This window comes from Microbacterium sp. Soil_C_42 (genome assembly GCF_057656735.1).
Window position 1 is genome coordinate 39439 of the sequence record NZ_JBDGJU010000012.1, and the last position, 24515, is coordinate 63953.

Sequence of the window (24515 nt, forward strand, 5' to 3'; positions counted from 1 at the left end):
ACATTCAAGGACGAAAAGTGTCACTACTACTGATTCGCAGACTCGCGGTGCTCCCCGTCATCATCATCGGGGTGACGGTTCTCATGCAGCTGCTCTACCTCCTACTGCCGGGCGATCCGGCAGTTGCGCTCGCCGGTGGTGAGAACGCCTCCCTCACCGAAGTCGAGCGCATCCGCGATGAGCTGAATCTCGACGAGCCGTTCTTCGTCCAGTACTGGCAGTGGCTCATGAGCGCCGTGCGACTGGATCTGGGTACATCGCTAGTGAACAGAGACCAGTCGGTCATCGAAGAGATCGCTCGGAGGCTTCCCGCGACACTGAGCCTTGGGCTCGCGGCCTTCGCGATCGCGATCCCGCTCGGCATTGCCGGAGGCGTCGTAGCCGCGCGGCGGCGCGGGGGCATCGTGGACCGCTGCCTCCTCGCAGTGACCAGCGCCGGTATGGCGGTGCCCGCGTTCGTCATCGCGATCGTTCTGATCCTGGTGTTCTCGATCCAGCTCGGCATCGCTCCTGCGATCGGCTACGTGCCCTTCACCGAATCACCACTCGGATGGCTGGAACATATCCTCCTCCCGGCGATCGCCGTCGCGATCGCGCCGGCAGCTCGGATCGCTCGGACGCTTCGCGGCTCGCTCGTCCAGGCGATGGACAGTCCGTATGTCCTTACGGCGTGGTCGAAAGGTCACGGGCCGAACGGCGTGCTCATCCGGCACGCACTCAAGAACTCGCTCATACCGGCCGTCACCGTCTTGGGGCTCCAGGTGGAAGTTCTCATCGGAGGTTCGCTGATCGTGGAGAATCTGTTCTCGATCCCGGGTGTGGGCGCGTACGTCGCCAACGCCGCCACGAACGGCGACCTGCCGGTCATCCAGGGGACTGCCGTGGTCTTCGCCATAGCGACGGTTCTCGCGAGCCTCGTCGTGGACGTCGCCTATGGCCTCCTCAATCCGAAGGTGCGGGTGTCGTCATGACCATGGACACAGTCAACATCGCGATCAAGCACGGAAAGCGGAAGCGCTCGCGTTCACGTCGCTTCCTCAAGTGGGTGCGGCACGAACCATTCGTCGCGGTCATGGCCGCGTTCCTGCTCGTCATGATCCTGGTGGCGATCCTCGCGCCGCTGATCGCTCCGTACAGCCCTTTGGAGCAGGACATCGCGAACTCGCTCGCGGGTCCATCTGCCGAGCATTGGCTCGGCACGGATGACCTGGGGCGCGACCAGCTCACCCGGCTCATGTACGGCGCACAGATCTCCCTCAGCGCCGCGTTCATCGCGGTCGGCTTCTCCGTAGTCATCGCTGTGCCGTGGGGTCTGGTCGCCGGCTACTTCGGAGGACGGGTCGACTCCGTCCTCATGCGACTTGTCGACATTCAGATGGCTCTGCCCGGCCTGGTGCTTATCATCGCGGTGGCTGTGGCGCTCGGTGGCGGCATCTTCAACACGATGATCGCACTATCGATCGCATTCGTGCCGTCTCTCGCGCGCATCGTGAGGGCCGAGACTCTTGCGGTCCGCCAAGAGGTGTACATCGAGGCATCGCGCTCGATCGGAACCTCGTCCATCGCGATCATGTGGCGTCGCATTCTGCGCAACATCGCGCCGCCGCTGCTTGTCCAGGCTGCGATCACCTGCGGCTACGCAATGGGGCTCGAGGCCGCGCTGAGCTTCATCGGGCTGGGCGCGCAGGCCCCCCAGGCCAGCTGGGGCTCCATCCTCCGACGCTCATACGACTACATCTTCGTAGCTCCCGCGGCGGTGCTCGTGCCTGCGCTTCTCATCACCCTCACTGCGTGGGCCTTCAACACCGTCGGCGACGGTCTGAGCGACATCGTCACATCGCGAGGAACACAGCCCAAGGGAACGCCGCAGGCGATGACCCGGTCCGAGTCGACGGGTACGCGGGACACCACCCGTCCAGAAGAGGGCGTGCTCGATGCCACGGGGCTCACCGTGGAAGTGGAGTCCGAGAGCGGCAGGCTGAAGCTGATCAACGATGTCGCAGTGCGAGCGAGGGCCGGCCGCGTCGTCGGCGTCGTCGGCGAGAGCGGATCCGGTAAGACGGTGACTGCCCTCACACTCACCCGACTGTTCCCGTCGCCGCCGGGCGTCGTCACAGGCGGGTCCGTCTACATCGACGGCAAGGACGTCATGCGGATTCAGGCAAACGAGCTTCGAGAGCTGCGACGCCATCGTGTGTCCATGATCTTCCAGAATCCGAAGGCGAGCCTGAACCCCTCGTTGACGATCGGGCAGCAGATCCGCGAGGTGCTGAATTGGAATGGGAGCGATGGCTCCCCATCGACGACGGTCGGAGACGCTCTCAGTCGGGTGGGCATTGCGCCGGAGCGAGCCAACGCGTATCCCCATCAGCTGTCGGGCGGCATGTGCCAGCGCGTGATGATCGCGATGGCTCTGGCATCGCAGCCGACGCTCCTGATCGCAGACGAGCCGACCAGCGCGTTGGACGTCACTGTCCAGGCTGAGATCCTTGACCTTCTTCATGACCTGAAGCGAGACGGTCTCTCGATCATCATCATCACCCATGATCTCGGCGTCGTCGCCGACATCTGCGACGACGTCGTCGTGATGTATGCAGGTGAGATCGTCGAGGAGGGGTCGGTCGAGAGCGTGCTGGGCGCCCCGGCGCATCCGTATACCCGCGCGCTATTGGGCGCCCTTCCGGACGCTGTGCCGAGGGGGGCAAGACTGGCCGCGATCGAGGGTCGCGTTCCGCCTGCGGGAGCGGTGATCGTGGGCTGCAGGTTCGCGGACCGATGCAGCTTCGCGGTGAACGAATGCCGGTCCGGGCCGATCGAACTCGCGAAGGTCGGCGCTGAACCGCGCGCTGCGCGCTGCATCCGTGCCGCCGAAGTGGTGGGCATGGCAAAAACGCCGTCGAAGCAGAAGGTTCAACTATGACATCCGGTACTGATTCGTCTCGATCGCCGATCATCGAACTGAACGATGTCTCGGTCAGCTTCAAGAGCGGCGCCGGCGTCCGCAAGACGCAGGTTCACGCCGTCAAGTCGATCAGCCTTTCTTTGCTGCCCGGCGAAACGTACGGCCTGCTCGGCGAGTCCGGTTCCGGCAAGTCGACTCTCGGTAGAACGTTCGTGCAGCTGCAGCGACCAGATTCCGGCTCAGTGCTGCTGGACGGCGCCGATGTATGGAGGCTTCCCCGATCCGAGCGCAAGGCTGCCCGCCGCCGGCTGCAGATGGTGTTCCAGGATCCATTCTCATCGTTCGATCCGAGCGTCCCACTTCGCCACAGCCTGCGAGAGCCTCTCCGCGTGCACGAGGGAGCCTCGAATGCAGCGATCGATCGGGTGATCGATGAGGTCGTAGAAATGGTCGGACTCACGACCCTGCATCTGACCCGCCGCCCGCGCCAACTGTCGGGCGGCCAACTCCAGCGACTCGCGATTGCGCGTGCTCTGACCCTCGCGCCCGACGTCATCGTCCTGGACGAACCCGTGTCCGCGCTGGACATGTCGACGCAGGCGCAGATCCTCAACCTGCTCGTCGACGTCCAGCGCGACCGCGGAATCGCGTACGTCTTCATCTCCCACAACCCCGGAGTCGTTCACCACATCAGCGACCGGATCGGCGTCATGTACTTGGGGGATATCGTCGAGGAGGGCCTCGCTGACGAGGTCACCCTACGACCGACCCACGAGTACACCCGGCGGCTGATGGCGTCTCAGCTCACAGGGGATCCCGCGAATCCCCGGTATCAGAGCTCACGTGCGCGAGCGGAGGCAGCGCGTTGAGAGTCCTCGTAGCGCCAGACTCCTTCAAGGGGACGCTAACAGCACCTGAGGTCGCGGCCGCGATCGCTCGCGGCTGGGGGCAGATCCGGCCTGAGGATTCCATCACATGCGTGCCCTTCTCCGACGGCGGCGATGGACTCGTCGAGGTGATCAGGACGGTGCCCGGCGCGACCGAACACTCCGCGGTCGTCTTGGATCCGCGAGGGCGCAAGGTGCATGCGACGTGGGTCGCCCTAGGAACTCTGGGAGTGGTCGAGACGGCCCAGGCGTGCGGGCTGCACCTCGTCACGAAGCGGGAACGCCGCCCCGGGCAGCTCTCCACGGCTGGAGTCGGCGATCTCGTTCGCCACGTGTCCGCTTCAGTCGACCGGATTGTCGCGGGGCTCGGTGGCAGCGCGACGATGGATGGCGGGGCGGGAATGCTCTTCGCCCTCGGCGCGCGCGCCGTCGACCGACACGGTCATGCCATCACGCCGCTCTTGCCGACGCGCCTCGCGGAGGTGGCTTCAATCACTCCCCCCGATTCGCTCAGCACCTGGCGGAGCCGAGACATCGCCGCCATCTCGGACACCGACGCCACCCTCGTCGAGTGCATCGACCTGTTCGGACCTCAGAAGGGGATGCGCAGCGGTGACGCCCCCGCATTCCGGGTCGCGCTCACCGCCTGGGCGGACGCTATCGAGCACTCGTTCGGACTGCCCGGCCTACGCGACGCGCCGGGGACCGGGGCTGCAGGCGGTTTGGGTTTCGCCTTCGCTGCACTCGGTGCGCGAATTGAGCACGGAGCGACGTGGGTGGCCGACGTTGTGGCCCTCGACGCAGCGATTCGGAAAGCGGATGTGGTGATTATCGGCGAAGGCCAACTGGACGCGAGCTCGTTCCGTGGCAAAGCGACCGCCGCAGTCATGGAGCGTGCGCGCGACCACGGGGTTCCGGTCGCCGCCCTTGTTGGTCGCAGCAAGGTCTCGCGTGGACCGCTCATCGCCATCGAGGAGGCCTCCCACGGCGGTCCGGGGCCTGATCCGGGGTCCGACGTCATTCAGGCCGCGCGGCGCCTTGCCGGGCGCGTGCAGATCGATGCGGGGTGGAGGTCGATGACGTGATGACGAGTACTATTGACCGCCGCTTCGACAGAGCGTCATCTCTGTCCGCGACATCCCGATGGAGAGGAGACCGCCATCACTGAGAACGCGCACGTCTTTCAGACGGTGGAGCGCTCGCGCGTCTACGCCGCTGTCTTTGATCAGATCGTGGAGGCGATCCGCACCGGGAGCTTCCCCGAGGGAGCCGCGTTGCCGTCCGAGCGCGCCCTCGCGAGCCAGTTCGGCGTAAGCCGTGGATCGCTGCGCGAGGCGCTGAGGCTCCTCGAGCATGCCGGGGCGCTCGAGGCTCGTCCGGGCAGCGGCACGTACGTCGTCGACGGAGGGGGCACGCAGGCCTCTCTCCTGCGGGCCAGGGCGGCGGCTGTGGGCGAGCATAGCCCCTTGGATCTGATCGTTGCGCGAGCGGCGGTGGAACCCATCTGCGCGGAGCACGCGGCCCGGTCCAGATCGGAGGCGGACCTCCTCTCTATCCGAGGTCATTACGAAGAGCAGCGCGCCCGCACGGAGGCCGGGCTGGACGCGACTCAATCCGACAACGAGTTCCATCTCGCCGTCGCCACCGCGAGCCACAACGGCGTTCTGCTGGGGCTTGAGGAGCAACTGATCTCGTTGATGCATGAGCACACGTGGAGCGATCTCAAGAAGCGGTCACGCGAGCATTGGGGCAGGGAGTTTCTGGATCAGCATCGCTTGATTCTGCGCGCGATCGAGGATGCCGACGGAAGACGTGCGAATCAACTGATGCTCATGCATATCAGTTCGATCGAAACCGCACTCATCTCCGAACTCGACGAGCGCTAGCCACTCGAGCGCGCATGCGTTCAATTGGGCGGCCGATGTAAACGTTGCATGTCCCTCAGCCGCCCTCTTCGACCGGATACTCGACGAACGCAATCCGATCGCCCTCAGGCGCCCAGCTCGGCACGTTGATGGTGCCTTGCCCGCCGAACAAGCGACGCAGGTCCCTCACATTCGTACCGTCCGCGTCACAGATTCGCACAATGACGTCGCGATCTGCGGGGTGGCCCTCGGTGCCGGCAGGAAAACTCACGTACGCGAGCCGTGCGCCGTCCGGAGACGGATGCGGGAACCAGTTCACGCGTTCGTCGTATGTCAGCTGCTGCTGATCCGTCCCGTCGGGTCGCATCCGGAAGAGTTGGGCGTGACCCGCTCCCGTGCCGGCTCGCTCGGAGTTGAAGTAGATCCATTTCCCGTCGGGGGAGTACTCCGAACCGTCGTCGGGGAATTCGTCATCGGTGAGCTGGATGTCCGGGCCGCCGGCAGCAGGAATGGTGAAGATGTTCGCAGCAGCCGACGACCCGTCCTCCCGGACCACGAGGCCGACGTAGGCGAGGGTCGCGCCATCCGGGCTCACGCCATGCAGAAAGTGCAAGCGCCCGTCTTCGTTGTCGTTGGTGACGCGTACGGCCTCGCCGCCTACCAGAGGCGCTCGGTAGATGTGCCAGTCGTTCGCCGAGACGAAGATGTGAATTCCGTCCGGATCCAGGACGTGATCGTTGTTCAATTCGGGCAGATCGCCGAAGTCGATGCGTCGCGGGGTGTCACCATCGAGGTTCAGCCGGTAGAGGTGTCCGCCACCGTTCACGTAGAGGGCGGAGCCGTCCAAGGCCCAGTTGGGCGCCTCGTAGAGGATCTCGCTGGATTCGTGGATCACGGTGAACTCACCGGTGTTCACATCGAGAGTCACGATGCGTGAGCGCTGGCCGGGAGAGAGCTTGCGTGCCATTCGAATGTCCTTCTGATGGTGTCCGGGGGCGGCTGCTGAGCCGCCGCCCCCGGAGGTCTAGCTCGGTGCGCCGGCGGAGGGAGCCGCGCTCGCAGTAACAGCGCCGTTGCGCACTGGTCGAGGCCGACTGAGTTGAGGCATCGACTACGGCTCAGTCGGCGACTGAAGCGTCTGACGCCATGGATCCCAGTCCTCTGAGAGTGGGGGAACGGCATCGAATCGACTCGCGATCTCTACGAAAGAGCCGGCCGCGGCCGACTCGTCGATCGAGATCAACGAGTCGAGCACATGGAAGCCCAGGGCGCCCGACGCTCGGTGAGGAGTCTCATCCCTCAGCGACCTCGCTAGGTCGAGGACACCAACGCCCCGAGTCGCAGTCCACTCTCCTGTCGGAATGCGAGTCCAGTCGGATGCCTCCGGCTGCGCACCTTTCCTTCGGAGCTGCTCCTCGAACTCGGGAAACCTCATGGGATGAATGAGAACGTCGCCATCGAAGTAGTTCGGATCCGGGATGATCATCGTCCCCTCTGTGCCGCTCACTTCAAACCAATGCTTGCGCATCACGGCCGACTCGAAGCTGTAGGTGCTCTGGGCGATCACGCCGGTGTCGAACTCTGTGAGAACCGCGACGTTGGTGTCGACCTCGACGTTGAACTCTTCGCCGGCACGGTCACCGGCGCGAATCGTCCGCTTCGAGAACGCGCGCGTACCCAAACTTGCGATGCGCTTCGCAGGTCCGAACAGTAGGGCCAGTGCGGTGAGGTAATAAGGGCCCCGATCCCACAGCGGCCCAGCACCTTCCGCGTAGAGGAATCTCGGACTCGGATGCCAGGCCTCCGGGCCGGGGTCCTGCATCATGGTGATAGCGGAGATCGGCTCGCCGATCGCTCCGTCGAGAATGAGTCGTTGTGCGGCCTGGAAGCCCCTGCCGAGGAAGGTGTCAGTCGCGCAACCAACTCGTAGTCCGCGAGTATCCGCGAGCTCGAGCACGCTCCTCGCCGAAGATCGGTCCACCGAGAGCGGCTTCTCGGTCCACAGATGCTTGCCGGCTTCGAGGATTGTCGTCGACACCTCCGCGTGAACGGCCGGAATGGTGAGATTGACGACGATCTCTACGTCCGGATGGCCAAGCGCGATGTCCGGCGTGCCGCTTAGCGGCACGCCAAAGTCATCGGCCTTCTGTGTAGCTCGCTCCGGAATCACGTCCGTGACTGCGATGACTTCAACGTCCGGAAATCCAGTCAAGTTCGTCAGGTATTGCGTGCTGATGTTCCCGGCGCCAATGATTGCGACGCCGACGCGGCCGGTGTGACTCGTCATTTCAGTTAGCTCCACTGTCTCGTGAGGGGAATCGATGCTCGATCGGTATCGGCGCGAACGTGTCAGTGCCGCCAATCCGTCGCCATGGCACGCGTCCGCCGCGCGTCGACGGCGAACAGTGTCAACGCGTCGAGTGACTCGCTGCCGCTCGTGGTCAATGATCGAAATGTCGTGCGGTGGGCCGACTCGTAAGACGTCGGAGTCTGCTCACCGCGAGCAGGTTCGTAGGTCCTGACTTCGGCCGGGCGAGCTGTCCCGGCATCGTAGAGGACGACTTCTTCGATCCAATCCGACGCGTACACCACCGCGGTGAAACGCGGGGTGGCTGTCGCCCGCGTGACGGTTGCGTGCAGTGAGACCGATGACGTGCCACGACGCGCGGACGCGGCGAACATGGCCGCGGCATCCGTTCGGTTGCAGTCTTGGAAAACGATGTCATCCAGTCCCAGAGCCCGGGCGATCCGGAGCGCGCCGAGGAGCAGTTCGTGAGGGTCCTGGTCGTCGACGCCGATCAGTCGGATGTCGGTGGCGTCGTCCCGAATCGCCTCAGTGGCAGCGGTCAGGGCGACGTTGCCAGCGAAACGTTCGCTGAGTACGACGATGGCGCCTGCGCGTCGCGCTTCTTCGGCGAGGGATTCGATGTCATCGGGATCGGCCAGATTCGGCTCGAGGACGACGACCGTGCGAGCACCCAACGCGACATGATCTCGCGCGCGTGCGGGCCACTCGGCACGACCGCCCACAACCACGACGTCCGGCTCCGCATCACGAGCGTGCGCAAACGAAAGTGGGAGTGACGCCAGCACCGCCGCCACGGTCGTCTCGAGTCCTTCATCGGCCCGCACCGAACGCGCTTGCACGGTCATGCTGCGTCTCCTCTGACGATCGCCGCCGCACCTTCGGCGAGAGCTACTGCGAAGCGCAGGTCTTCGATCTGCTGGTCGAGCGAGGGGAGATTCCGCAGGTCACCGTTTACGATCTGCCGCAGGACCTCCCACTCGTTCTCGTAGCCGTTGTGCGCGAATCGGTGGATCGTCGTCACATCCGGCTTGGTGATGGTGGCGACTGCCGACCCGGCGTGCACGAAGGACGGTGTGAAGTCGAGGTGCACGATGCTCTCGCCGGTGACCGCCTCCAGCTCCCAGCGCGGCTGCCACTGCTGATTGATGAACCCGAAGATCTCGATCAGCACGTCGTCCGCGACCGCGTCGACGGCGTACCCGAAGGGGCGCACCGCGCGTGCGGAAGTCACTCGAGGGATCGCCCCGTCGGGCAGTAGGGCACGCACGAGCGGGAGGTCGTGAATCGCGAGCCCGAACACCGCGATGGCAAGGAACTTCGCTTCGGCCTCGGCGTCCATGTCGCCCAGTGTGCGGGAGGTGTCACGCGGAGCGAACTCCGTCGCAAAGTCTTCGAACCGGCTGTTGGCCGGAATCACGATGCTAGTGCGAATTGTTCGAACTCCCGATCTCACCTCGGCGAGTTCCTCGTCGACGACGGCGGACCAACCGGGGTCGAAGGCGTGCATAGCGCCGACGACGAGCGGAACACCAGTGCGGATGGCCGCTTCACGAATTCGCTCGACTTCTTCTTCGGTGTTTGCCAGGGGCTTCTCACAGAAGACGGCCTTCTTGCCCGCCTCCATCGCTGCGATCACTTGATCGGCGTGCAAGAACGGCGGGGTGCAGATCGCGACGATCTCCACCTCTGGATCGTCTAGGAGAGCCTGATACTCGGTCAGGGCGCGCGCACCCACCCGCGCGGAGACCTCCTCAGCGACGTCCGCGGCCACATCGACGACCGCGCGCACGTCGTACTGATCTCCGAGGCGCGCCAGAGTCGGCAGATGGATCGACTGCACGACGGGACCTGCGCCCACGAAGCCGATCTTGGCTCTCCTGCTCATCGACGTGCTCCGTCGGGGCCGGCGGGCGCAGCATCCAGATGTTCGAACGTCGCTCTGACGTCGCCGAGCACCTCCCGCGAACGCTGCCATGGATCGCCGTCGTGGCCCTCCCACTCGATGCTGACGTCGCCGCGGTAGCCGGCGTCCGAAACGATGCGAAGAGCGCGCGGGACATCGAGAAGCGGCGTCCCATCCGCGCGCGGGTCGTACGCCTTCGCGTGGACGAGCGAAGCGCGAGACGCGATTCTCGCGATGCGCTCGTAGAGGTCGTCGGTGTCTGCAGAATCATCCGACGGGGTGCCGAAGAAACGCGACCTCGAGATCGAGATCGTCGGTTCGAAGTTGCCGATATCGAGAAGGAGGCCCAGGCGTGTGGAACCGACCGCTTCCTGCAATCGGAACAAGAATTCGGGATCCGACGTCGCGCCGCCGTGATTCTCGATGAGAAGCCGAAGCCCACGCTGCTCAGCGGCATCGGCGAGCAGGAGGAACGGCTCGGTCAGAGCGCCCACCACATCGTCGTAGGACGCGGCGACCTGGACCGTTCCCACGCGCACCCGCACGTAGGTCGCCTCGAGCTCGGCCGCGATGTCGAACCACTCGATCATCGTGGCGACGTCATCGCGCCAATAGCCGGTGCTAACGGAGGTGCCGAGATCACCCGTGTCGACGGGCACGGTCAGCAGCTTCACGTCGGCGAGCGTCAGTGCTTCGCGAAGCGCGGCGACGCGTTCGGGTGAGGCATCCCACACGTGCCCCTGACAGATCTCCACAGCGTGGAGACCGGTCTCGTCGGGGGTTCGGGCGATGAACTCCTCCAGTGTGATCACCGCGGGCCGGTCGAACGAGCGATACTGCACCTCGCCGGCGGCATCGCGGCTCTCCTGCTTCAGCGGCCCGAGCCGACTGTGCAGGCTGAAGGTAGACAACGCGATCGTGCTCATGGTTTTCCTTCCTTGGGCACCGACGTGAAGGCGCCATCGTGGGTATGGACTGACATCGCGTGCGGTGAGGTCGCTCGGACACCCGATTCGGATCCGGTCGGGCGTACACCATGAGCCGGGGGAGACGATCCCTCACGTCGGCAATGCCGACTATCTGGTCGAATTGTGGCCCCGCCGCGCGCCCGCCAACGGACCGGGACGCACTTCGCGATGCCCCAATGCTCGTGCACTTCGTCCGCGCGAGGCGCGGGGTGTGAGAGGTGCTCCCGCGGCGGGGCTGCAGGGAACGGTTCGTGTGACGCGGGCAACGATGCTCCTGGGCTCTACCTGTCGATTCGAGCACGTCGACTGTGCATCGATTCGTCCAAGGTATCGAGTCCCTTGCCTAAAATCAACCAAGTGGACTAGATTGACGCACGAAGGACACCACGGCAACGGGTGTGCATGCCGGCAGAGCGGACGGTTCGCATGCGAGCTGCGAGCTGCGAGCTGCGAGCTGCGAGCGCGATTCTCGAGGGTCACCTTCACCGATCGACGTAGTTGTTCCTCGGCAGATCGGTCGAGTCGGCGTCGATCTCTCGCTCCACGCGCACAAGGGAAGGTCGCATGGCTCGGCAGAGGGATACTTGCTCGCATCGGGCGCGAGGGCGCCACGCGTCCCCTTGCGCCGCGGATCAGAGCCAGGCTTCCTTCGATGTGCCTCGCGTCGACCGCGAGGAGGGGCCATGAACGATCCGGCGCACTCGGACCAGCAGGTGGGCGCGCGGCGAGGGCCGTACGCGAAGAGTGCTCGACGGCGTCGCGAAATCATCGAAGCCGGGGTCGAGGTGTTCGCCGTTGGTGGGTATCGGAACAGTTCGATCCGCGAGATCGCTGACCGCGTCGGCATGAGCACCTCCGGGGTGCTGCACCACTTCAGCAGCAAGGCCGAGCTGCTCAAGGAGATCCTCGCGATGCGTGATCACGCCTCGCGAAGGCAGGTGTACAGCGGCACTGGCGAAGAAGTCATCCGTGCTGTGGTGCAACGCGTTCGCTTCAATTCCTCGGTCCCCGGACTTGTCGCCCTCTACGCCCTGCTGTCTGCGGAGTCCATCGAACCCGATCATCTCGCCCACGCCTACTTCGTCGAGCGCTACAGCATCACCGTGCAGAAACTCGCGGACGCGTTCGCGACCATGAAGGAGCGGGGCACCGTGCGCGCAGATGCGGACCCGATGAGCGAAGCGAAGTCTCTCGTCGCGCTCCTCGATGGACTGCAGATCCAGTGGCTACTCGACCCGGACTCAATCGACATGGTTGAGCGAGTGAGGTGTCATCTTCTTCGCGTAACGACCATCGATCTATGACGAGAGACTGTTCACTCAAAAACGGACTGAGTGGCATGAGTTGGTGGAGGTTGTCTCCGCCCTGCCGCCGCGCCGGGGTGGCACGAGGCGGCGAGCTGTTGCGGCAGTAGCCGAATCAGCAGGCCACTCACCGCGGAAGTTAGAGCAGATGAGCCTTCCGCGCGCCTCGCTGCGCGATCACGCGCGAGAAATGGAGCAGTTTCAACCAAAAGCGTTGACATGGTTGATTTTCGTTTGTACTCTTCTGCATAGCTCGCCGCTGAGCGGGCTAACACACAGTGGAAGGACAAAGATGTTCCGTCATTACAAGTCCGTCGCGGCCCTTGCCGTGGCCGCGTTACTCCTGACGGGCTGCGCTGCTGGGAGTTCCGACCAGTCTGACTCGACTGAGTCGGGCGGCACTCTCACCCTGGGGACCATTCGCGAGCCGTCCAGCTGGGCCGCCGCCAACATGAACGGAGCGAACTCGATCGCGTACGGCCAGGCGGTCTACGACACGTTGCTGAGTGTCGAGCCTGACGGAACGATCGTCCCGAACGTTGCTACCGAGTGGGAGTGGGACGAGTCACGCACCACACTCGCCGTGACGATCCGGGACGACATCACATTCATCGATGACACTCCGCTCGACGCGGACGCTGTGGCGCAGAATATCCTGCGCTACCGCGACGGCACCGGACAGGACGCAGCATGGCTGAGCCGCGTGACCGACGTGACCGTTGTCGACGACACTCACCTCGAAATCTTGCTGAGCAGTCCTGACCCGGCGCTCACGTGGTACCTCGCTCAGCAGGCCGGCTACATCGAGAGCCCCGCCGCGTTCGACAACCCGGACGTCGACACGAATCCTGTCGGCTCGGGCCCATACATCCTCGACGTGGACGCATCCGTTCCCGGCAGCAGTTCCGTGTTCAACAAGAACGAGAATTACTGGAATCCGGATGTTCAGCACTACGACAAGGTGGTGATGAACCTCTACTCGGATCCCACCAGCCTGTTGAACGCCATCCAGGGCGGTCAGCTCGACGTCTCGACGACGCTGGACAACACATCGCTCCCGCAGATCGAAAGCGCCGGTTACGCGCTGCACCCCATGTACTTCACCTGGCAGGGAATGCTGCTGCTGGATCGCGATGGGACCATGAATCCCGCCCTGGGCGACGTTCGGGTGCGTCAGGCCATCAACTACGCATTCGATCGGGACGCCCTCGTGACGGCGCTCACCGCCGGATACGGCAAGGCGACGACGCAGGTCTTCTCAGACCAGTCAGACGCTTATGACGCAGCGTTGGAGGAGCGCTATCCCTACGACCCGGAGAAGGCGAAGCAGCTCCTCGCGGACGCGGGCTACCCCGACGGCTTCACACTGCGCGGGCCGCGGTTCACCTCAGTCGATCCTGCGATCTACACCCTCCTGGAGCAGCAGCTTTCGGACATTGGGATCACCTCTGAGTTTGTGGACCAGACCTCGGGTGAGTTCATCACCGGAATCCTGACGCCCAACTGGGCGGGTCCGTGGATGCAGCTGCAGTCCGACCCGACCGATTGGATGCTCGCGCAGTTCATGCTCGCTCCGGATGCGACGTGGAACCCCTTCCACACGCAGACGCCCGAGGTCGACGCGATGCTTTCAGCGATCCAGACCGGCTCCGAGGATGAGGCGGCCGCAGCTGCCAAGGACCTCAACGAATACGTCGTGGATCAGGCATGGTTCGCGCCGTGGTATCACAACCAGCTGACGATCGTGTCGAACCCGACGACCGATGTCGAGCTCACGATTGGCTGGTCCTACCCCAGCCTCTTCGAAATCACCCCTAAGGGCTGAGGAAGCATTCCAGCCCCGGTGAGCGGAGTGCATCGGTGCTCCGCTCACCGGAATCAGTCACGAAAGTGAGTGAATCATGATCAAATTCTCGACACGCCGAATCCTGAGCGGATTGGTCCTGTTGTTCGCTGTGACCACGCTCGGCTTTCTGCTCCTCAATCTCGGCGCCGGAGATGTGGGTCGAGAGATTCTCGGCGCAACGGCCACTCAAGAGGTCGTCAACCTCAAGAACGCGGAACTCGGCCTCGACCAGCCGCTGTTGACGCGCTACGTTCTCTGGCTGGGCGCGGCTGTAGGTGGCGACCTTGGTTCGTCGTGGTTCACTTCGCAGCCCGTGTCGCAGGCCATCAGCTCTCGATTCTTCGTGACACTGTCGCTGGCACTGGGAGCCAGCCTTATCAGCGCGGTCATCGCCGTGTGCCTCGGGACCTTTGCGGCGGTCCGTGGCCGGACTGCCGACAAGGTGGTGCAGATCGTGGCAGTGCTGGGCTTCGCAGTTCCGAGCTTCCTGGTCGCGGTGTTCCTGGTGCAAGTGTTCGCGATCCAGTTGAAGTGGTTTAAGCCGACCGGCTTCGTATCGTTCGTCTCGTCCCCTGCGGGATGGGCAGCGAGCGTGGCGCTACCTGTGATCGCGCTCTCGATCGGTGTGATCGCAGCCGTTGCCGCGCAAATCCGCGGTTCGATCATCGACGTCCTTCGTCAGGACTGGGTTCGCACACTCAGAAGCCGCGGAATCCCCGAATCCCGAGTCATATACAAGCACGTGCTTCGCACAGCAGCCGTGCCCGCGCTCGCCGTGTTCGCTGTGCAGTTCGTCGCTCTCCTGGGCGGCGCAGTGATCATCGAGCAGATCTTTGCGATCCCGGGCCTCGGTCAGATATCCGTCCAGGCGACCAGTCGTGGCGACGTGCCCGTCGTCATGGGCTTGATCGTCGCGGTCGCCATCATCGCCGTCGTCGTCAACCTCGTCGTCGATCTCATCCAAGGCTGGCTCAACCCGAAGGCACGAATCCAATGAGTCTCTCGAACCCGACCGGCACAGTCGCCACGCCGCCGGACACCGTCGCACTCGCAACGGCATCCGCACCGCGACGCACCCCACTCTTCATACGCATCTTGAAGAACCCGCTCGGCGCCGCGTCGGTAATCGCGCTCACCATCGTGGCCCTCATCGCGGTGTTCGCCCCGCTCCTGACCTCAATCGACCCGAACGAGGCTTCGCTCTCGGATGTTCTGTTGCCCCCCTCGGCGGAGCATCTGCTGGGCACAGACGGCTCTGGGCGCGACGTATGGTCTCGACTCATTTACGGCGCACGATTCACCCTTCTTGGTGCGCTACTGGCCACGAGTGTGGCCGCCGTGATCGGAGTCGTCGGCGGCCTGATCGCCGGGTACTACGGGAAATGGTGGGAAACGGCCGGTTCCTGGCTGACGAGCCTGCTGATGGCGCTCCCTGGAATCGTGGTCTTGCTGGCGGCCCGCGCTGTCCTCGGGCCCTCGATGTGGCTCGCGATGGCAATGTTCGGCGTCATCATGTCCCCGGGCTTCTTCCGCCTGACGTATTCCGCTGTGTCGTCCGTGCGCAACGAACTGTACGTGGATGCTGCGCGCGTCTCGGGTGTCGGCGATCTCAGCATCATCGGGCGCCACATCCTTGCAGTCGTCCGCGGACCACTCATCATCCAGGCCGCCACAGTGACCTGTATCGCAATCGCGATCCAGGCTGGCTTGAACTTCCTGGGTCTCGGAGATCCCACCGTGCCCAACTGGGGCAGCATGCTGGGCGACGCGTTCTCGCGGATCTACCTCGCACCGCTCCTGATCGTGTGGCCCGCACTCGCCATCGGAATCGTCTGCATCGCGCTCACTCTGCTCGCCAATGCCACGCGCGACGAACTCGAACTCAGCGTGCGCCCGCCGCGCCGTCGTCGCCGGCCCAGCGTCGTAAGACCTGCCAATCGCGCGGGCGAAGACACCGAAACGATCGTGCACCCTGACAAAGCGGGTACAGCTTCCGAGGTGCTGGTGTCCATCCGAGATCTACATGTGGGATACCGTCAGCCCAACGGCGGCGCGATCGAAGTTGTCCACGGCGTGTCCCTCGAGGTTCGCAGGGGAGAAGTCCACGGACTCGTCGGTGAATCCGGCTCGGGAAAGACTCAGACTGCGTGGTCCGTCCTGCAACTGCTGCCCACTGGCGGAGAGATCACCGAAGGCTCGATCATGTTCGACGGTATCGATCTGGCCACATTCAGCCCTACCGAGATGACTCGGCTTCGAGGGCGGCGAATTGCCTACATCCCCCAAGAGCCCATGAGCAACCTGGACCCCGCATTCACGATCGGGAGTCAGCTGGTGGAACCGATGCGTCTGGTTCTCGGCCTATCGAAACGGGAGGCGAAGAAGCGGGCGCTGTCGTTGCTCGAAAGAGTGGGCATCGTCGACCCCCTTCGGACATTCAATTCGTTTCCGCATCAAGTCTCCGGGGGAATGGCACAGCGCGTGCTCATCGCCGGTGCTGTGTCGTGCGAGCCATCGCTGATCATCGCGGATGAACCCACCACGGCACTGGATGTCACGGTTCAAGCCGAGATCCTGGACCTGCTTCGCGATCTGCAGCGCGAGCTCCATATGGCGATACTGCTCGTCACCCACAACTTCGGCGTTGTCGCGGATCTGTGCGATCGGGTGTCGGTGATGCGCGCGGGGCGCATCGTCGAATCCGGGCCGGTGGAGGACATCTTCGATTCCCCCCAGCATCCATACACCCAGTCGCTGTTCGACGCGATCCTCGACGACAACGCTCCCCGCGGACAGTTTCAGACCGAAAAGGCATCCACATGAACCTCCTCGACGTCCGCGATCTCATCGTGGAGTATCCCGTCAAGGGCTTCCGCAAGCCCCCCGCCAGGATTCTCAAAGAAGTCTCGATCGATATCCGTCCCGGCGAGACAGTCGGACTGGTCGGCGAATCCGGGTCGGGCAAGACGACCCTCGGGCGGGCGGTCCTGGGACTTGCGCCGGTGACGGGCGGCGCCATCGAGTTCGAAGGTCGTGACATCGCCAACGTCTCGGTCGCCGAGCGGCGGCGTCTTGCGCGAGACATTCAGGTGGTCTTCCAAGACCCGTACTCATCGCTCAATCCGTCGCTCACCATTGCAGAGACGCTCTCGGAACCCCTGCGAGTGCAGAAGGTCGCCGCTCGAGAGGCCGCTGGCAGGGTGAAGAGTCTTCTCGACCGCGTCGGGCTGCCCAGCGACGCCGGACAGAGATTGCCACGCGAGTTCAGTGGCGGGCAGCGTCAACGAATCGCGATAGCGCGCGCCCTTGCCCTCTCACCGAAGCTGATCGTCTGTGACGAGCCCGTGTCGGCACTTGATCTGTCGACCCAGGCGCGCGTTCTCGAACTGCTCAAAGAGATTCAGGAAGACACCGGTGTCGCATACCTGTTCATCTCCCACGACCTCGCCGTCGTTCGCCACCTCAGTCATCGAGTCGCCGTGATGTATCGCGGGGAGATCGTCGAGCAGGGCGACGGCGACATGGTCACTTCGAAGCCTGCCCATCCGTACACCCAGAAACTGCTGCTTGCGGCACCCGTCCCCAGTCCCGCCGAACAGCGCACACGCCGCGAAGCTCGTGCCGCCCTCCTCCAGGCCGCCCCTACCGTGGTGCCCGAATGATGGCGGTCCAGGACACAGAGCTGCTCGATTACGCGCGTTTGAGCACCGGCGCTGACTATTGGTCGACAGTCGCCCTGCCTGCGCATGGGATTCGATCGATTCGGATGAGCGATGGACCTCACGGGTTGCGCGTCCAGGATGACGACAACCCGGATCATCTTGGACTAGGGCGCAGTAAGCCGGCCACTTGTTTTCCGCCAGCGGCGACACTTGCTTCGTCGTGGGATCGAGCGCTCATCGAGTCGGTCGGACGCGCACTCGCGACCGAGGCGCGTGCAGAGTCTGTCGACGTCGTTCTGGGGCCTGGACTCAACCTGAAACGGTCGCCCTTGTGCGGTCGCAACTTCGAGTATTTCTCCGAAGACCCGCTGCTGTCTGGAACGCTCGCCGCCGCGATGGTTCGCGGCATCCAGAGCCAAGGTGTCGCGGCGTGCCTCAAGCACTTTGCCGTCAACAATCAGGAAACTGACCGCCAACGCATCGACGCGATCGTAGACGAGCGCTCGCTTCGCGAAATCTACCTGCGATCGTTCCAGATCGCGCTCGACGAGTCTCCGGCGTGGGTGGTGATGTCGTCCTACAACCGCATAAACGGAACGTACGCGTCAGAGAATGCGTGGCTTCTCACCCAGGTACTTCGGAACGAATGGAAGTACGACGGCGTCGTGATATCTGATTGGGGTGCTGTACACGATCCGGTTGCCGCCGTCATCGCAGGACTCGACCTGAGGATGCCTGGTCGTCAGGATGACGAGCGAGTGGCCGCGGGCATCGACGGGCAAATCCATCCGGAGGTTCTCGAGAAGGTCGCAGCACGCGTCCGTCTACTTGCCGAGCGCACGGAACCCAGGAGCGAATCGCCGGCGTCCGTGGATTTCGACGCGCATCACGAACTAGGACGTCGTGCGGCGGCAGAGTCTGCGGTGCTCCTCTCCAACAACGGGGTCCTTCCCTTGAATTCCCGCGTCCACCGACGGGTTGCGGTCATCGGCGAACTGGCCGTCTCCCCGCGCTATCAGGGCGCGGGCAGCTCAGCAGTGCAACCGACTCGTATCGTCTCAGCGCTCGATGCTTTGCGCGATCGCATCAACGCGGCCGGAGGCACGCTGACCTTCACGCAGGGGTACTCGCTGACGGATGCGGACGATGACCTCGCACTCCGGGATGAGGCGCTCGCGGACGTCGAAGGGTGCGACGCGGTGATCATCATCGCCGGACTGCCTGGCTCCGCGGAGGCGGAGGGCAAAGACCGGACCTCGATCGACCTGCCGGAACAGCAGGCGGCGCTCATACGAGCGATGCAGGCGAGAGGTATTCCGGTGGTCGTGGCTCTGCTCAATGGGGGAGTTGTGACGACAGCTCCCTGGCGCGAGCACGTCGATGCGATCGTCGAGTTCGGGCTCACCGGGCAAGCCCACGGCGATGCAATCGCCGATGTGCTGCTGGGAGACGTGAATCCGTCGGGCAAGCTCGCTGAGACGATCCCCATCCGCATTCAGGACGTGCCCTCTTATCTGGACTTCCCTGGAGCGCGCGGTGAGGTTCGCTACGCAGAGGGGGTATTCGTCGGTTATCGCTATTTCGACAGCCGTGAGCTGGAAACGGACTTTCCCTTCGGCCACGGCCTCTCCTACACCTCGTTCGCTTACAGCGATCTGGAGGTGGCCGTCAACGACATCGACCATCCGGTCGCGGCTGTCGTCACGCTCACCGTCAGAAACGATGGTGAGCGCGACGGGGCGGACGTCGTCCAGGTCTACCTCGACGAACGCAGGACGACCGTGCTGTCGACGCCCGCTCAGCAATTGCGCGGCTTCGAGAAGATCTTCCTCCGCGCGGGCGAGTCCACAAGGGTGAGCATCCCGCTGCTGCGCCGTGATCTCGGCTACTTCAGCGTCGCCACGAATGCATGGGCATTCGAAGGGGGCGACGTGCAGGTACGGGTCGGAAGTTCCTCTCGAGACATACGTCTGATCACGGACATCCGGCTACCCGGAGAACCGGTCGATGTGCCGCTGACGATGTATTCGACGTTTGGAGAATGGTTGTCGAACCCGGCGAGCGGTCCGGCGCTCACGGACGCGCTGGAGCAGAGCGGCGGGCTCCGCGGCCGCATGGCAGACCTCCTGCAGGATGAGACCGGACGCGATTCGGTCTTGAGCCTTCCGATGGTCGCGATGGCCGAGTTCCCCGGATTTCCGGTCGCGAACGAGAAGCTCACGACGATCCTCGATCAGGTCGGGCGGTCGAATAGATGAGCGGGACGACGCCCGGCCGTCCCGCAGCACCGCTCCTCGGAGAGATTGCGGGGGCCGCTTTGAATGACATCCACGATGAGGCAGGTTACCTACCGGTCTTCGATGGCCACTCCCTCGATGGCTGGCGTGCCATACCGAGAGTCTTCAATGCGCTGTGGCCAGGCGGACCGCCCGCATCTTCGCGCTTCACCTCCCTCGGGTTGGAGCCGCTTCCGTCGCCCCAAGAGCACCCTGCGGTGTGGTACGTGACTGACGGCGGCACCCTCGTGGGGGAGCAGGAGTTTGCGGGCAGCGGCTACGGCGGCTACCTCATCTCCGAGCGCGATTACGGTGACTTCGACCTGGCGCTGGAGCTTCGGCCGGACTGGCCCGCAGACACCGGCATCATGCTCAGACGCGGATTGGACGACTGGGCGGGATTTCAGGTCTTGGTCGACCACCGGCGCTCGGGTGGCATCGGCGGATTCTTCGGGAACGGGCTAGCGAGCTTCTCTGCGCTGCCCTTCGCTGTCGACGCAGTACGCGACGCCGACGGCGACGTGATCGGTCTTCGCGCAGATGATCCTGCAACAAGCGCCGAACCTATGACAGAGGAGCGCCGGAAGAACCTGACCTACGCCGCAGACGTCCACGATTTCCTCGCTGTGTGGCGATGGGCCGAGTGGAACGAACTACGGATCCGCTGCGTAGGCGGCGCGCTTCCCACGATCACAACCTGGGTGAACGGGCTGAAGGTGGCGGAGATTGATACATCGCTCATCGATTCCCCGAATTACGATCCCATCGCAGTCGCTGCGCATCTGGGGCCGCGTGGGCACATCGCCCTGGAGGTACACGACAACGACCCGCTCTTCGGACAGGATCGCTGGGCACCTGGCGCGAAGTGCCGGTGGCGGAACATTCGAGTTCGAGAGTATGGCGGTGGTGGATGATGAGCGCCTCAGCTGCCTCAAGCGAGTCCGGCGCACTCGAATCAAGCTCTAAGCTACCCCCGATGTCAAAACGCACAGGTGAGATCGCGTCGTCTCGAAGCGCTCGGGGCCCTTATGCCAAGAGCGCTGTGCGGCGACAAGAGATCATTGCTGCGGGTGTGGAGGTCTTCTCGACCACCGGATACAGAAGCGGTTCGATCCGCGAGATCGCCGACCGGGTGGGTATAAGCCACTCCGGCCTGCTCCATCATTTCTCGAGCAAGAGCGAGCTGCTCTCAGAGATTCTGTCGGCGCGGGATTCCGACCAACGAGTCCGCGTCTTCTCGGGTGACCCCGCGGACGTCATACGGAGCGTGGTTGAGGGCGTTCGTCGTAACTCAACCCTGCCCGGCTTGGTTGCGCTTCATACGGTCCTGTCCGCCGAGGCTACGGATCCGGAGCATCCCGCGCACGCGTACTTTGTCCGTCGGTACCAGCAGACTGTCCGGATGCTGACGGACGCCCTCGTGGGGCTGAAATCCCAGGGGCTCACACCGTCTCACATCGACCCCGCTGGCGAAGCGAAATCGATTACGGCACTTATGGATGGACTCCAGGTTCAGTGGTTGCTTGACCCTGAATCGGTTGACATGCCGGAGCGCATTCGTAGCTATCTTCTTACGATCACGACGATCGACCTCTAGCCTGCCGATCGCGAGACTCGCACCGTCAACTGACACCCGGTCCGCGTCGCCACCGCGACCTTCTCGCTCGACGCGCGCGCGTCGGATGATGTCGCGCTGCCGCGCGAAAAACCCGTGTGCCTACTCCTTTCAGTTACAGAATCAGAGATATGAACGCCGAATCCTGGGAAGCCTTGTCCGCGCTGAGAGCAGTCTTCGGTGCAGACCGACTGCTGACCGACCCTGATGTCATCAGGGGCTACAGCGCCGACCGCGCAGACTGGGCGCACGTGGGAACAGCGCTGGCCGTCCTCCGAGCGCGCACGGTGGAGGAAGTCCAGGCTCTCGTACGAATCTGCTACTCGAACCGCGTCCCCGTTGTCGCTCGAGGTGCCGGGACGGGCCTGTCCGGTGGTGCAAACGCGGTCGACGGATGCGTGGTGGTCTCACTCGAACAGATGAATGAGGTTCTTGCGATCGATCCAGTCGAGCGGTACGCCGTCGTCCAGCCCGGCGTCGTAAATGATCACCTTCGAGCCGCCGTCGGCGAAGCCGAGCTGTGGTACCCGCCCGACCCCGCAAGTGCGCCCTGGTCCACAATCGGGGGCAACATTGCGACGAATGCGGGTGGCCTCTGCTGCGTGAAGTACGGCGTGACGAAGGACTATGTCCTCGCGCTGGAGGTGGTCACGGGGACCGGAGATATCGTGAGGCTAGGGCATCGCACAGCGAAGGGAGTCGCCGGCTACGACCTTGTCGGTCTATTTGTTGGGTCGGAGGGCACGCTCGGCATCGTCACCGAGGCGACGCTGCGGCTCCGCCAACTGCCAGGCGAGAGCATGACGGTTGTGGGCTTCTTCCCCGACCTTGTTACCGCAGGCGAGGCGGTCAAAGCGACAGCAGCATCCGGCATCGTGCCGGCAGCACTGGAGCTCGTCGATCGTTACTGCCTCGAGGCCGTCGACGAATGGAAGTCGATGGGGCTCGCGACCGAGGCCGAGGTGCTTCTCCTTGCGCGCATTGACGATCCTGCGTCTGTTGCAGACACCATTGCGGAAACCGTGGTGGACTGCTTCCTGCAAAGTGGCGCGACGTGGGCAGACCGCTCCACAGACGCCGCCGAGGCTGATGCTCTCTTCGAGGCTCGCAGGCTGGCGTACCCTGCGGTCGAGCGACTAGGGCGCGTACTCACAGAAGACGTGTGCGTGCCCAAGGGATCCGTTGGCGAGATGCTCTCCCGGATCCACGCCATCAGCGTTGCCCACGGCGTGCGCATCGCGAACATCGCGCATGCCGGCGACGGCAATCTCCACCCCCTCATCATTACCGACGAGAGCGACGAGACCGGACAGGAGCGGGCGCAAGCTGCGTTCCACGAGATTCTCGAAAGCGCGATCGCCCTGGGGGGGACCGTGACGGGCGAGCATGGTGTCGGACTACTCAAGATGCGAGGCCTGACGAAGGAGCTCTCTCGAGAGGTCCTGGACATGCACCGCGCCGTGAAGGGTGCCTTGGATCCCCGGAACATCCTCAATCCCGGCAAGATATTCGCTCTGCCACTCCCGTCATGATGGCGGATCGCGAGCGCGACCTATCCGCACCCTCACTGGCGGCGCGGGCAGACCGAGTTGTGTCGCGGCGGTGAGCGCGGTTAGGTGGATGCTTGTTCTCGGATGTCGGCCACAGCGCTCATGAACCCTTCGGAGCAGCCGCTCGAGCCCGCAAGGCGATCGATGCGCAACGCACCGATCGGCTTCCCGACGATTGCACCAGGGAGCGCCTCTGCGAAGCGCTGCTGGTAGCCCAGTGACGTCTCGTCCTCAGCGGGAGTCGTGATCTCGACGACATCAGTGACGACTCCATCTTCGATTGTCAGTGTGATGTCCTGATGCGACGGCAGTCCGCCGTACCAGCCGCGCGCTCGGTAGGTCCCGTCACGGTACGTGCGCGAAGACGTCGAATCCTGTGCTCCCTCGGTTTGCGCCGCAGACGGCGCGGACGACGACTCCTGGGCAGGCGAGTCGTCGGTCGTCGCCGCTGCGCACGAACTCAATGCGAGCCCGAACGTCAGGGCGCCGAGCCCAATCGCCTCGAATCGATGTTTACTGTTCAACATCGTTCTTGACGGTGTGGTCTGTCGCGATCCAGCTCGCGAGCAGTCTCAGTCGATCTGAGGTCTCGGAGTGAGGCTCCGCACCGTAGACGATGAGGTTCTGTCCGCGATCGGTGGGCAACTCCATCGCCTCGAAGGTGAGGTGGAGTTCACCGACGAGTGGATGCCGGATTGCCTTGAAGCCCGTGTCGTGCGTGCGAACGTCGTGGGATCGCCAGAGCTTCTGGAAGTCGACGCTCTCGCGATTGAGATCGTCGATGAGTGCTTGAAGGTCACGGTTGAGCGGGTCGCTTCCCAGCTCACGGCGCAGGTTGGCGACGAGGTTGGCCGCGGCATCGTGCCATTCGACGAAGAAGTCACGGGCGGTCGGGTTTAGGAACATGTAGCGCGCGGTGTTCGGGGTGCCACTGGGGACGTCTTCGTAGAGCGGCGAGTAGGTCGCACGGCCCAATGCATTGGCCGCGATGAGCTCACGTGTCGTCGTGCCGACGAATGCCGGCGAGTCGTTCAGCCCGTCCAGGATGCGCTGCACGGACGCGCGTACGGCGCTCCGCGCCGGCGGTGAGATGGTGCGAAGGGAAGCTGTCGTGCCGGTGAGGTGGAAGAGGTGGTCGCGCTCGGTGGGCGTGAGTTGCAGGGAGCGCGCGACGGCGTCGAGCACGCTTTCAGAAACAACCCCCACTGCGCCGCGTTCGAGCTTTGTGTAGTAATCCACACTGACGCCCGCGAGCATGGCGACCTCCTCGCGGCGCAACCCAGCAACGCGGCGGTTCCCACCGTAGGCGGGGAGCTTGGCTTGCTCTGGGCTGATTCGTGCGCGCCGTGAGACGAGGAACTCGCGCAGCTCGTTTCCGGTGTCCATGCATTGAGGCTACGGCGGGACTTCGGAAAGTGGGTGGTTCTGC

Annotated in this window: 21 protein-coding genes; 14 read left to right on the forward strand and 7 right to left on the reverse strand. The window is 64.0% G+C overall.

Annotated elements, in window-relative coordinates:
- The first annotated feature begins 17 nt into the window (after positions 1-17).
- Genes AC3A46_RS09540 through AC3A46_RS09560 form a run of 5 tightly spaced genes read left to right on the forward strand, consistent with a single transcriptional unit; the run spans position 18 to position 5675 of the window.
- Positions 18-971 carry an ABC transporter permease gene (locus tag AC3A46_RS09540; RefSeq protein WP_487664961.1) on the forward strand — a complete coding sequence of 318 codons (954 nt, stop codon included), beginning with the start codon at positions 18-20 and terminating at the stop codon, positions 969-971.
- Positions 968-2920 (forward strand): dipeptide/oligopeptide/nickel ABC transporter permease/ATP-binding protein, encoded by a 1953-nt coding sequence (locus AC3A46_RS09545; RefSeq protein ID WP_487664962.1) that lies wholly within the window; start codon positions 968-970, stop codon positions 2918-2920. Before AC3A46_RS09540 ends, AC3A46_RS09545 begins: the two co-directional genes overlap by 4 nt.
- Complete coding sequence (locus AC3A46_RS09550; RefSeq protein ID WP_487664963.1) at positions 2917-3771, forward strand: ATP-binding cassette domain-containing protein; 855 nt, start codon at positions 2917-2919, stop codon at positions 3769-3771. The genes AC3A46_RS09545 and AC3A46_RS09550 overlap by 4 nt, the downstream gene beginning before the upstream one ends.
- Positions 3768-4874, forward strand: a complete 1107-nt coding sequence (locus AC3A46_RS09555) for a glycerate kinase (protein ID WP_487664964.1) — start codon at positions 3768-3770, stop codon at positions 4872-4874. Before AC3A46_RS09550 ends, AC3A46_RS09555 begins: the two co-directional genes overlap by 4 nt.
- 12 nt (positions 4875-4886) lie before the next feature.
- Positions 4887-5675, forward strand: a complete 789-nt coding sequence (locus tag AC3A46_RS09560) for a FadR/GntR family transcriptional regulator (protein WP_487664965.1) — start codon at positions 4887-4889, stop codon at positions 5673-5675.
- A 55-nt stretch (positions 5676-5730) separates the two neighbouring features.
- Here the strand turns inward: AC3A46_RS09560 and AC3A46_RS09565 are convergent, their stop codons facing one another.
- The 5 genes from AC3A46_RS09565 to AC3A46_RS09585 all read right to left on the reverse strand — a co-directional run bounded on the left by AC3A46_RS09565 (position 5731) and on the right by AC3A46_RS09585 (position 10791).
- Positions 5731-6621 (reverse strand): TolB family protein, encoded by an 891-nt coding sequence (locus AC3A46_RS09565; RefSeq protein ID WP_487664966.1) that lies wholly within the window; start codon positions 6619-6621, stop codon positions 5731-5733.
- A gap of 144 nt (positions 6622-6765) precedes the next feature.
- Positions 6766-7941 (reverse strand): Gfo/Idh/MocA family protein, encoded by a 1176-nt coding sequence (locus tag AC3A46_RS09570; protein WP_487664967.1) that lies wholly within the window; start codon positions 7939-7941, stop codon positions 6766-6768.
- A 62-nt stretch (positions 7942-8003) separates the two neighbouring features.
- Positions 8004-8807, reverse strand: coding sequence for a hypothetical protein (locus AC3A46_RS09575; RefSeq protein ID WP_487664968.1), 804 nt, complete (start codon positions 8805-8807; stop codon positions 8004-8006).
- The gene (locus AC3A46_RS09580; RefSeq protein ID WP_487664969.1) at positions 8804-9847 is read right to left on the reverse strand and encodes a Gfo/Idh/MocA family protein; all 1044 of its coding nucleotides are present in this window, start codon (positions 9845-9847) and stop codon (positions 8804-8806) included. The genes AC3A46_RS09575 and AC3A46_RS09580 overlap by 4 nt, the downstream gene beginning before the upstream one ends.
- Positions 9844-10791, reverse strand: coding sequence for a sugar phosphate isomerase/epimerase family protein (locus AC3A46_RS09585; protein WP_487664970.1), 948 nt, complete (start codon positions 10789-10791; stop codon positions 9844-9846). The genes AC3A46_RS09580 and AC3A46_RS09585 overlap by 4 nt, the downstream gene beginning before the upstream one ends.
- Positions 10792-11516: 725 nt before the next feature.
- Between AC3A46_RS09585 and AC3A46_RS09590 the strand changes: the two genes are divergently transcribed.
- The 9 genes from AC3A46_RS09590 (at position 11517) to AC3A46_RS09630 (ending at position 23068) form a co-directional block, all read left to right on the forward strand.
- Positions 11517-12137 (forward strand): TetR/AcrR family transcriptional regulator, encoded by a 621-nt coding sequence (locus AC3A46_RS09590; RefSeq protein ID WP_487664971.1) that lies wholly within the window; start codon positions 11517-11519, stop codon positions 12135-12137.
- 292 nt (positions 12138-12429) lie between these two features.
- Positions 12430-13962 carry an ABC transporter substrate-binding protein gene (locus AC3A46_RS09595; protein ID WP_487664972.1) on the forward strand — a complete coding sequence of 511 codons (1533 nt, stop codon included), beginning with the start codon at positions 12430-12432 and terminating at the stop codon, positions 13960-13962.
- Positions 13963-14038: 76 nt separating this feature from the next.
- Entirely contained in the window at positions 14039-14980 is a 942-nt protein-coding gene (locus AC3A46_RS09600; RefSeq protein ID WP_487664973.1) for an ABC transporter permease, read from the forward strand.
- On the forward strand, positions 14977-16806 hold the full coding sequence (locus AC3A46_RS09605; RefSeq protein WP_487664974.1) for a dipeptide/oligopeptide/nickel ABC transporter permease/ATP-binding protein: 1830 nt from the start codon (positions 14977-14979) through the stop codon (positions 16804-16806). The genes AC3A46_RS09600 and AC3A46_RS09605 overlap by 4 nt, the downstream gene beginning before the upstream one ends.
- The gene (locus AC3A46_RS09610) at positions 16803-17645 is read left to right on the forward strand and encodes an ATP-binding cassette domain-containing protein (RefSeq protein ID WP_487664975.1); all 843 of its coding nucleotides are present in this window, start codon (positions 16803-16805) and stop codon (positions 17643-17645) included. Before AC3A46_RS09605 ends, AC3A46_RS09610 begins: the two co-directional genes overlap by 4 nt.
- The gene (locus tag AC3A46_RS09615; RefSeq protein WP_487664976.1) at positions 17642-19903 is read left to right on the forward strand and encodes a beta-glucosidase; all 2262 of its coding nucleotides are present in this window, start codon (positions 17642-17644) and stop codon (positions 19901-19903) included. Before AC3A46_RS09610 ends, AC3A46_RS09615 begins: the two co-directional genes overlap by 4 nt.
- Complete coding sequence (locus AC3A46_RS09620; RefSeq protein ID WP_487664977.1) at positions 19900-20835, forward strand: 3-keto-disaccharide hydrolase; 936 nt, start codon at positions 19900-19902, stop codon at positions 20833-20835. The genes AC3A46_RS09615 and AC3A46_RS09620 overlap by 4 nt, the downstream gene beginning before the upstream one ends.
- A 62-nt stretch (positions 20836-20897) precedes the next feature.
- Entirely contained in the window at positions 20898-21518 is a 621-nt protein-coding gene (locus AC3A46_RS09625) for a TetR/AcrR family transcriptional regulator (protein ID WP_487664978.1), read from the forward strand.
- 149 nt (positions 21519-21667) lie between these two features.
- Complete coding sequence (locus AC3A46_RS09630) at positions 21668-23068, forward strand: FAD-binding oxidoreductase (RefSeq protein WP_487664979.1); 1401 nt, start codon at positions 21668-21670, stop codon at positions 23066-23068.
- Between the two features lie 80 nt (positions 23069-23148).
- On the opposite strand, the gene AC3A46_RS09635 is transcribed toward AC3A46_RS09630, so the two are convergent.
- Together AC3A46_RS09635 and AC3A46_RS09640 are read right to left on the reverse strand one after the other, a co-directional pair.
- Positions 23149-23613, reverse strand: a complete 465-nt coding sequence (locus AC3A46_RS09635) for an FMN-binding protein (protein WP_487664980.1) — start codon at positions 23611-23613, stop codon at positions 23149-23151.
- Positions 23600-24472, reverse strand: coding sequence for a helix-turn-helix transcriptional regulator (locus AC3A46_RS09640; protein ID WP_487664981.1), 873 nt, complete (start codon positions 24470-24472; stop codon positions 23600-23602). Before AC3A46_RS09640 ends, AC3A46_RS09635 begins: the two co-directional genes overlap by 14 nt.
- Between the last annotated feature and the right edge of the window lie 43 nt (positions 24473-24515).

Coding starts and splice junctions, on each gene's coding strand:
- AC3A46_RS09545 (WP_487664962.1), top strand. CDS start 968: ATGACCATGGACACAGTCAACATCGCGATCAAGCACGGAAAGCGGAAG.
- AC3A46_RS09550 (WP_487664963.1), top strand. CDS start 2,917: ATGACATCCGGTACTGATTCGTCTCGATCGCCGATCATCGAACTGAAC.
- AC3A46_RS09565 (WP_487664966.1), bottom strand. CDS start 6,621: ATGGCACGCAAGCTCTCTCCCGGCCAGCGCTCACGCATCGTGACTCTC.
- AC3A46_RS09570 (WP_487664967.1), bottom strand. CDS start 7,941: ATGACGAGTCACACCGGCCGCGTCGGCGTCGCAATCATTGGCGCCGGG.
- AC3A46_RS09575 (WP_487664968.1), bottom strand. CDS start 8,807: ATGACCGTGCAAGCGCGTTCGGTGCGGGCCGATGAAGGACTCGAGACG.
- AC3A46_RS09580 (WP_487664969.1), bottom strand. CDS start 9,847: ATGAGCAGGAGAGCCAAGATCGGCTTCGTGGGCGCAGGTCCCGTCGTG.
- AC3A46_RS09585 (WP_487664970.1), bottom strand. CDS start 10,791: ATGAGCACGATCGCGTTGTCTACCTTCAGCCTGCACAGTCGGCTCGGG.
- AC3A46_RS09590 (WP_487664971.1), top strand. CDS start 11,517: ATGAACGATCCGGCGCACTCGGACCAGCAGGTGGGCGCGCGGCGAGGG.
- AC3A46_RS09595 (WP_487664972.1), top strand. CDS start 12,430: ATGTTCCGTCATTACAAGTCCGTCGCGGCCCTTGCCGTGGCCGCGTTA.
- AC3A46_RS09600 (WP_487664973.1), top strand. CDS start 14,039: ATGATCAAATTCTCGACACGCCGAATCCTGAGCGGATTGGTCCTGTTG.
- AC3A46_RS09605 (WP_487664974.1), top strand. CDS start 14,977: ATGAGTCTCTCGAACCCGACCGGCACAGTCGCCACGCCGCCGGACACC.
- AC3A46_RS09610 (WP_487664975.1), top strand. CDS start 16,803: ATGAACCTCCTCGACGTCCGCGATCTCATCGTGGAGTATCCCGTCAAG.
- AC3A46_RS09615 (WP_487664976.1), top strand. CDS start 17,642: ATGATGGCGGTCCAGGACACAGAGCTGCTCGATTACGCGCGTTTGAGC.
- AC3A46_RS09620 (WP_487664977.1), top strand. CDS start 19,900: ATGAGCGGGACGACGCCCGGCCGTCCCGCAGCACCGCTCCTCGGAGAG.
- AC3A46_RS09625 (WP_487664978.1), top strand. CDS start 20,898: ATGTCAAAACGCACAGGTGAGATCGCGTCGTCTCGAAGCGCTCGGGGC.
- AC3A46_RS09630 (WP_487664979.1), top strand. CDS start 21,668: ATGAACGCCGAATCCTGGGAAGCCTTGTCCGCGCTGAGAGCAGTCTTC.
- AC3A46_RS09635 (WP_487664980.1), bottom strand. CDS start 23,613: ATGTTGAACAGTAAACATCGATTCGAGGCGATTGGGCTCGGCGCCCTG.
- AC3A46_RS09640 (WP_487664981.1), bottom strand. CDS start 24,472: ATGGACACCGGAAACGAGCTGCGCGAGTTCCTCGTCTCACGGCGCGCA.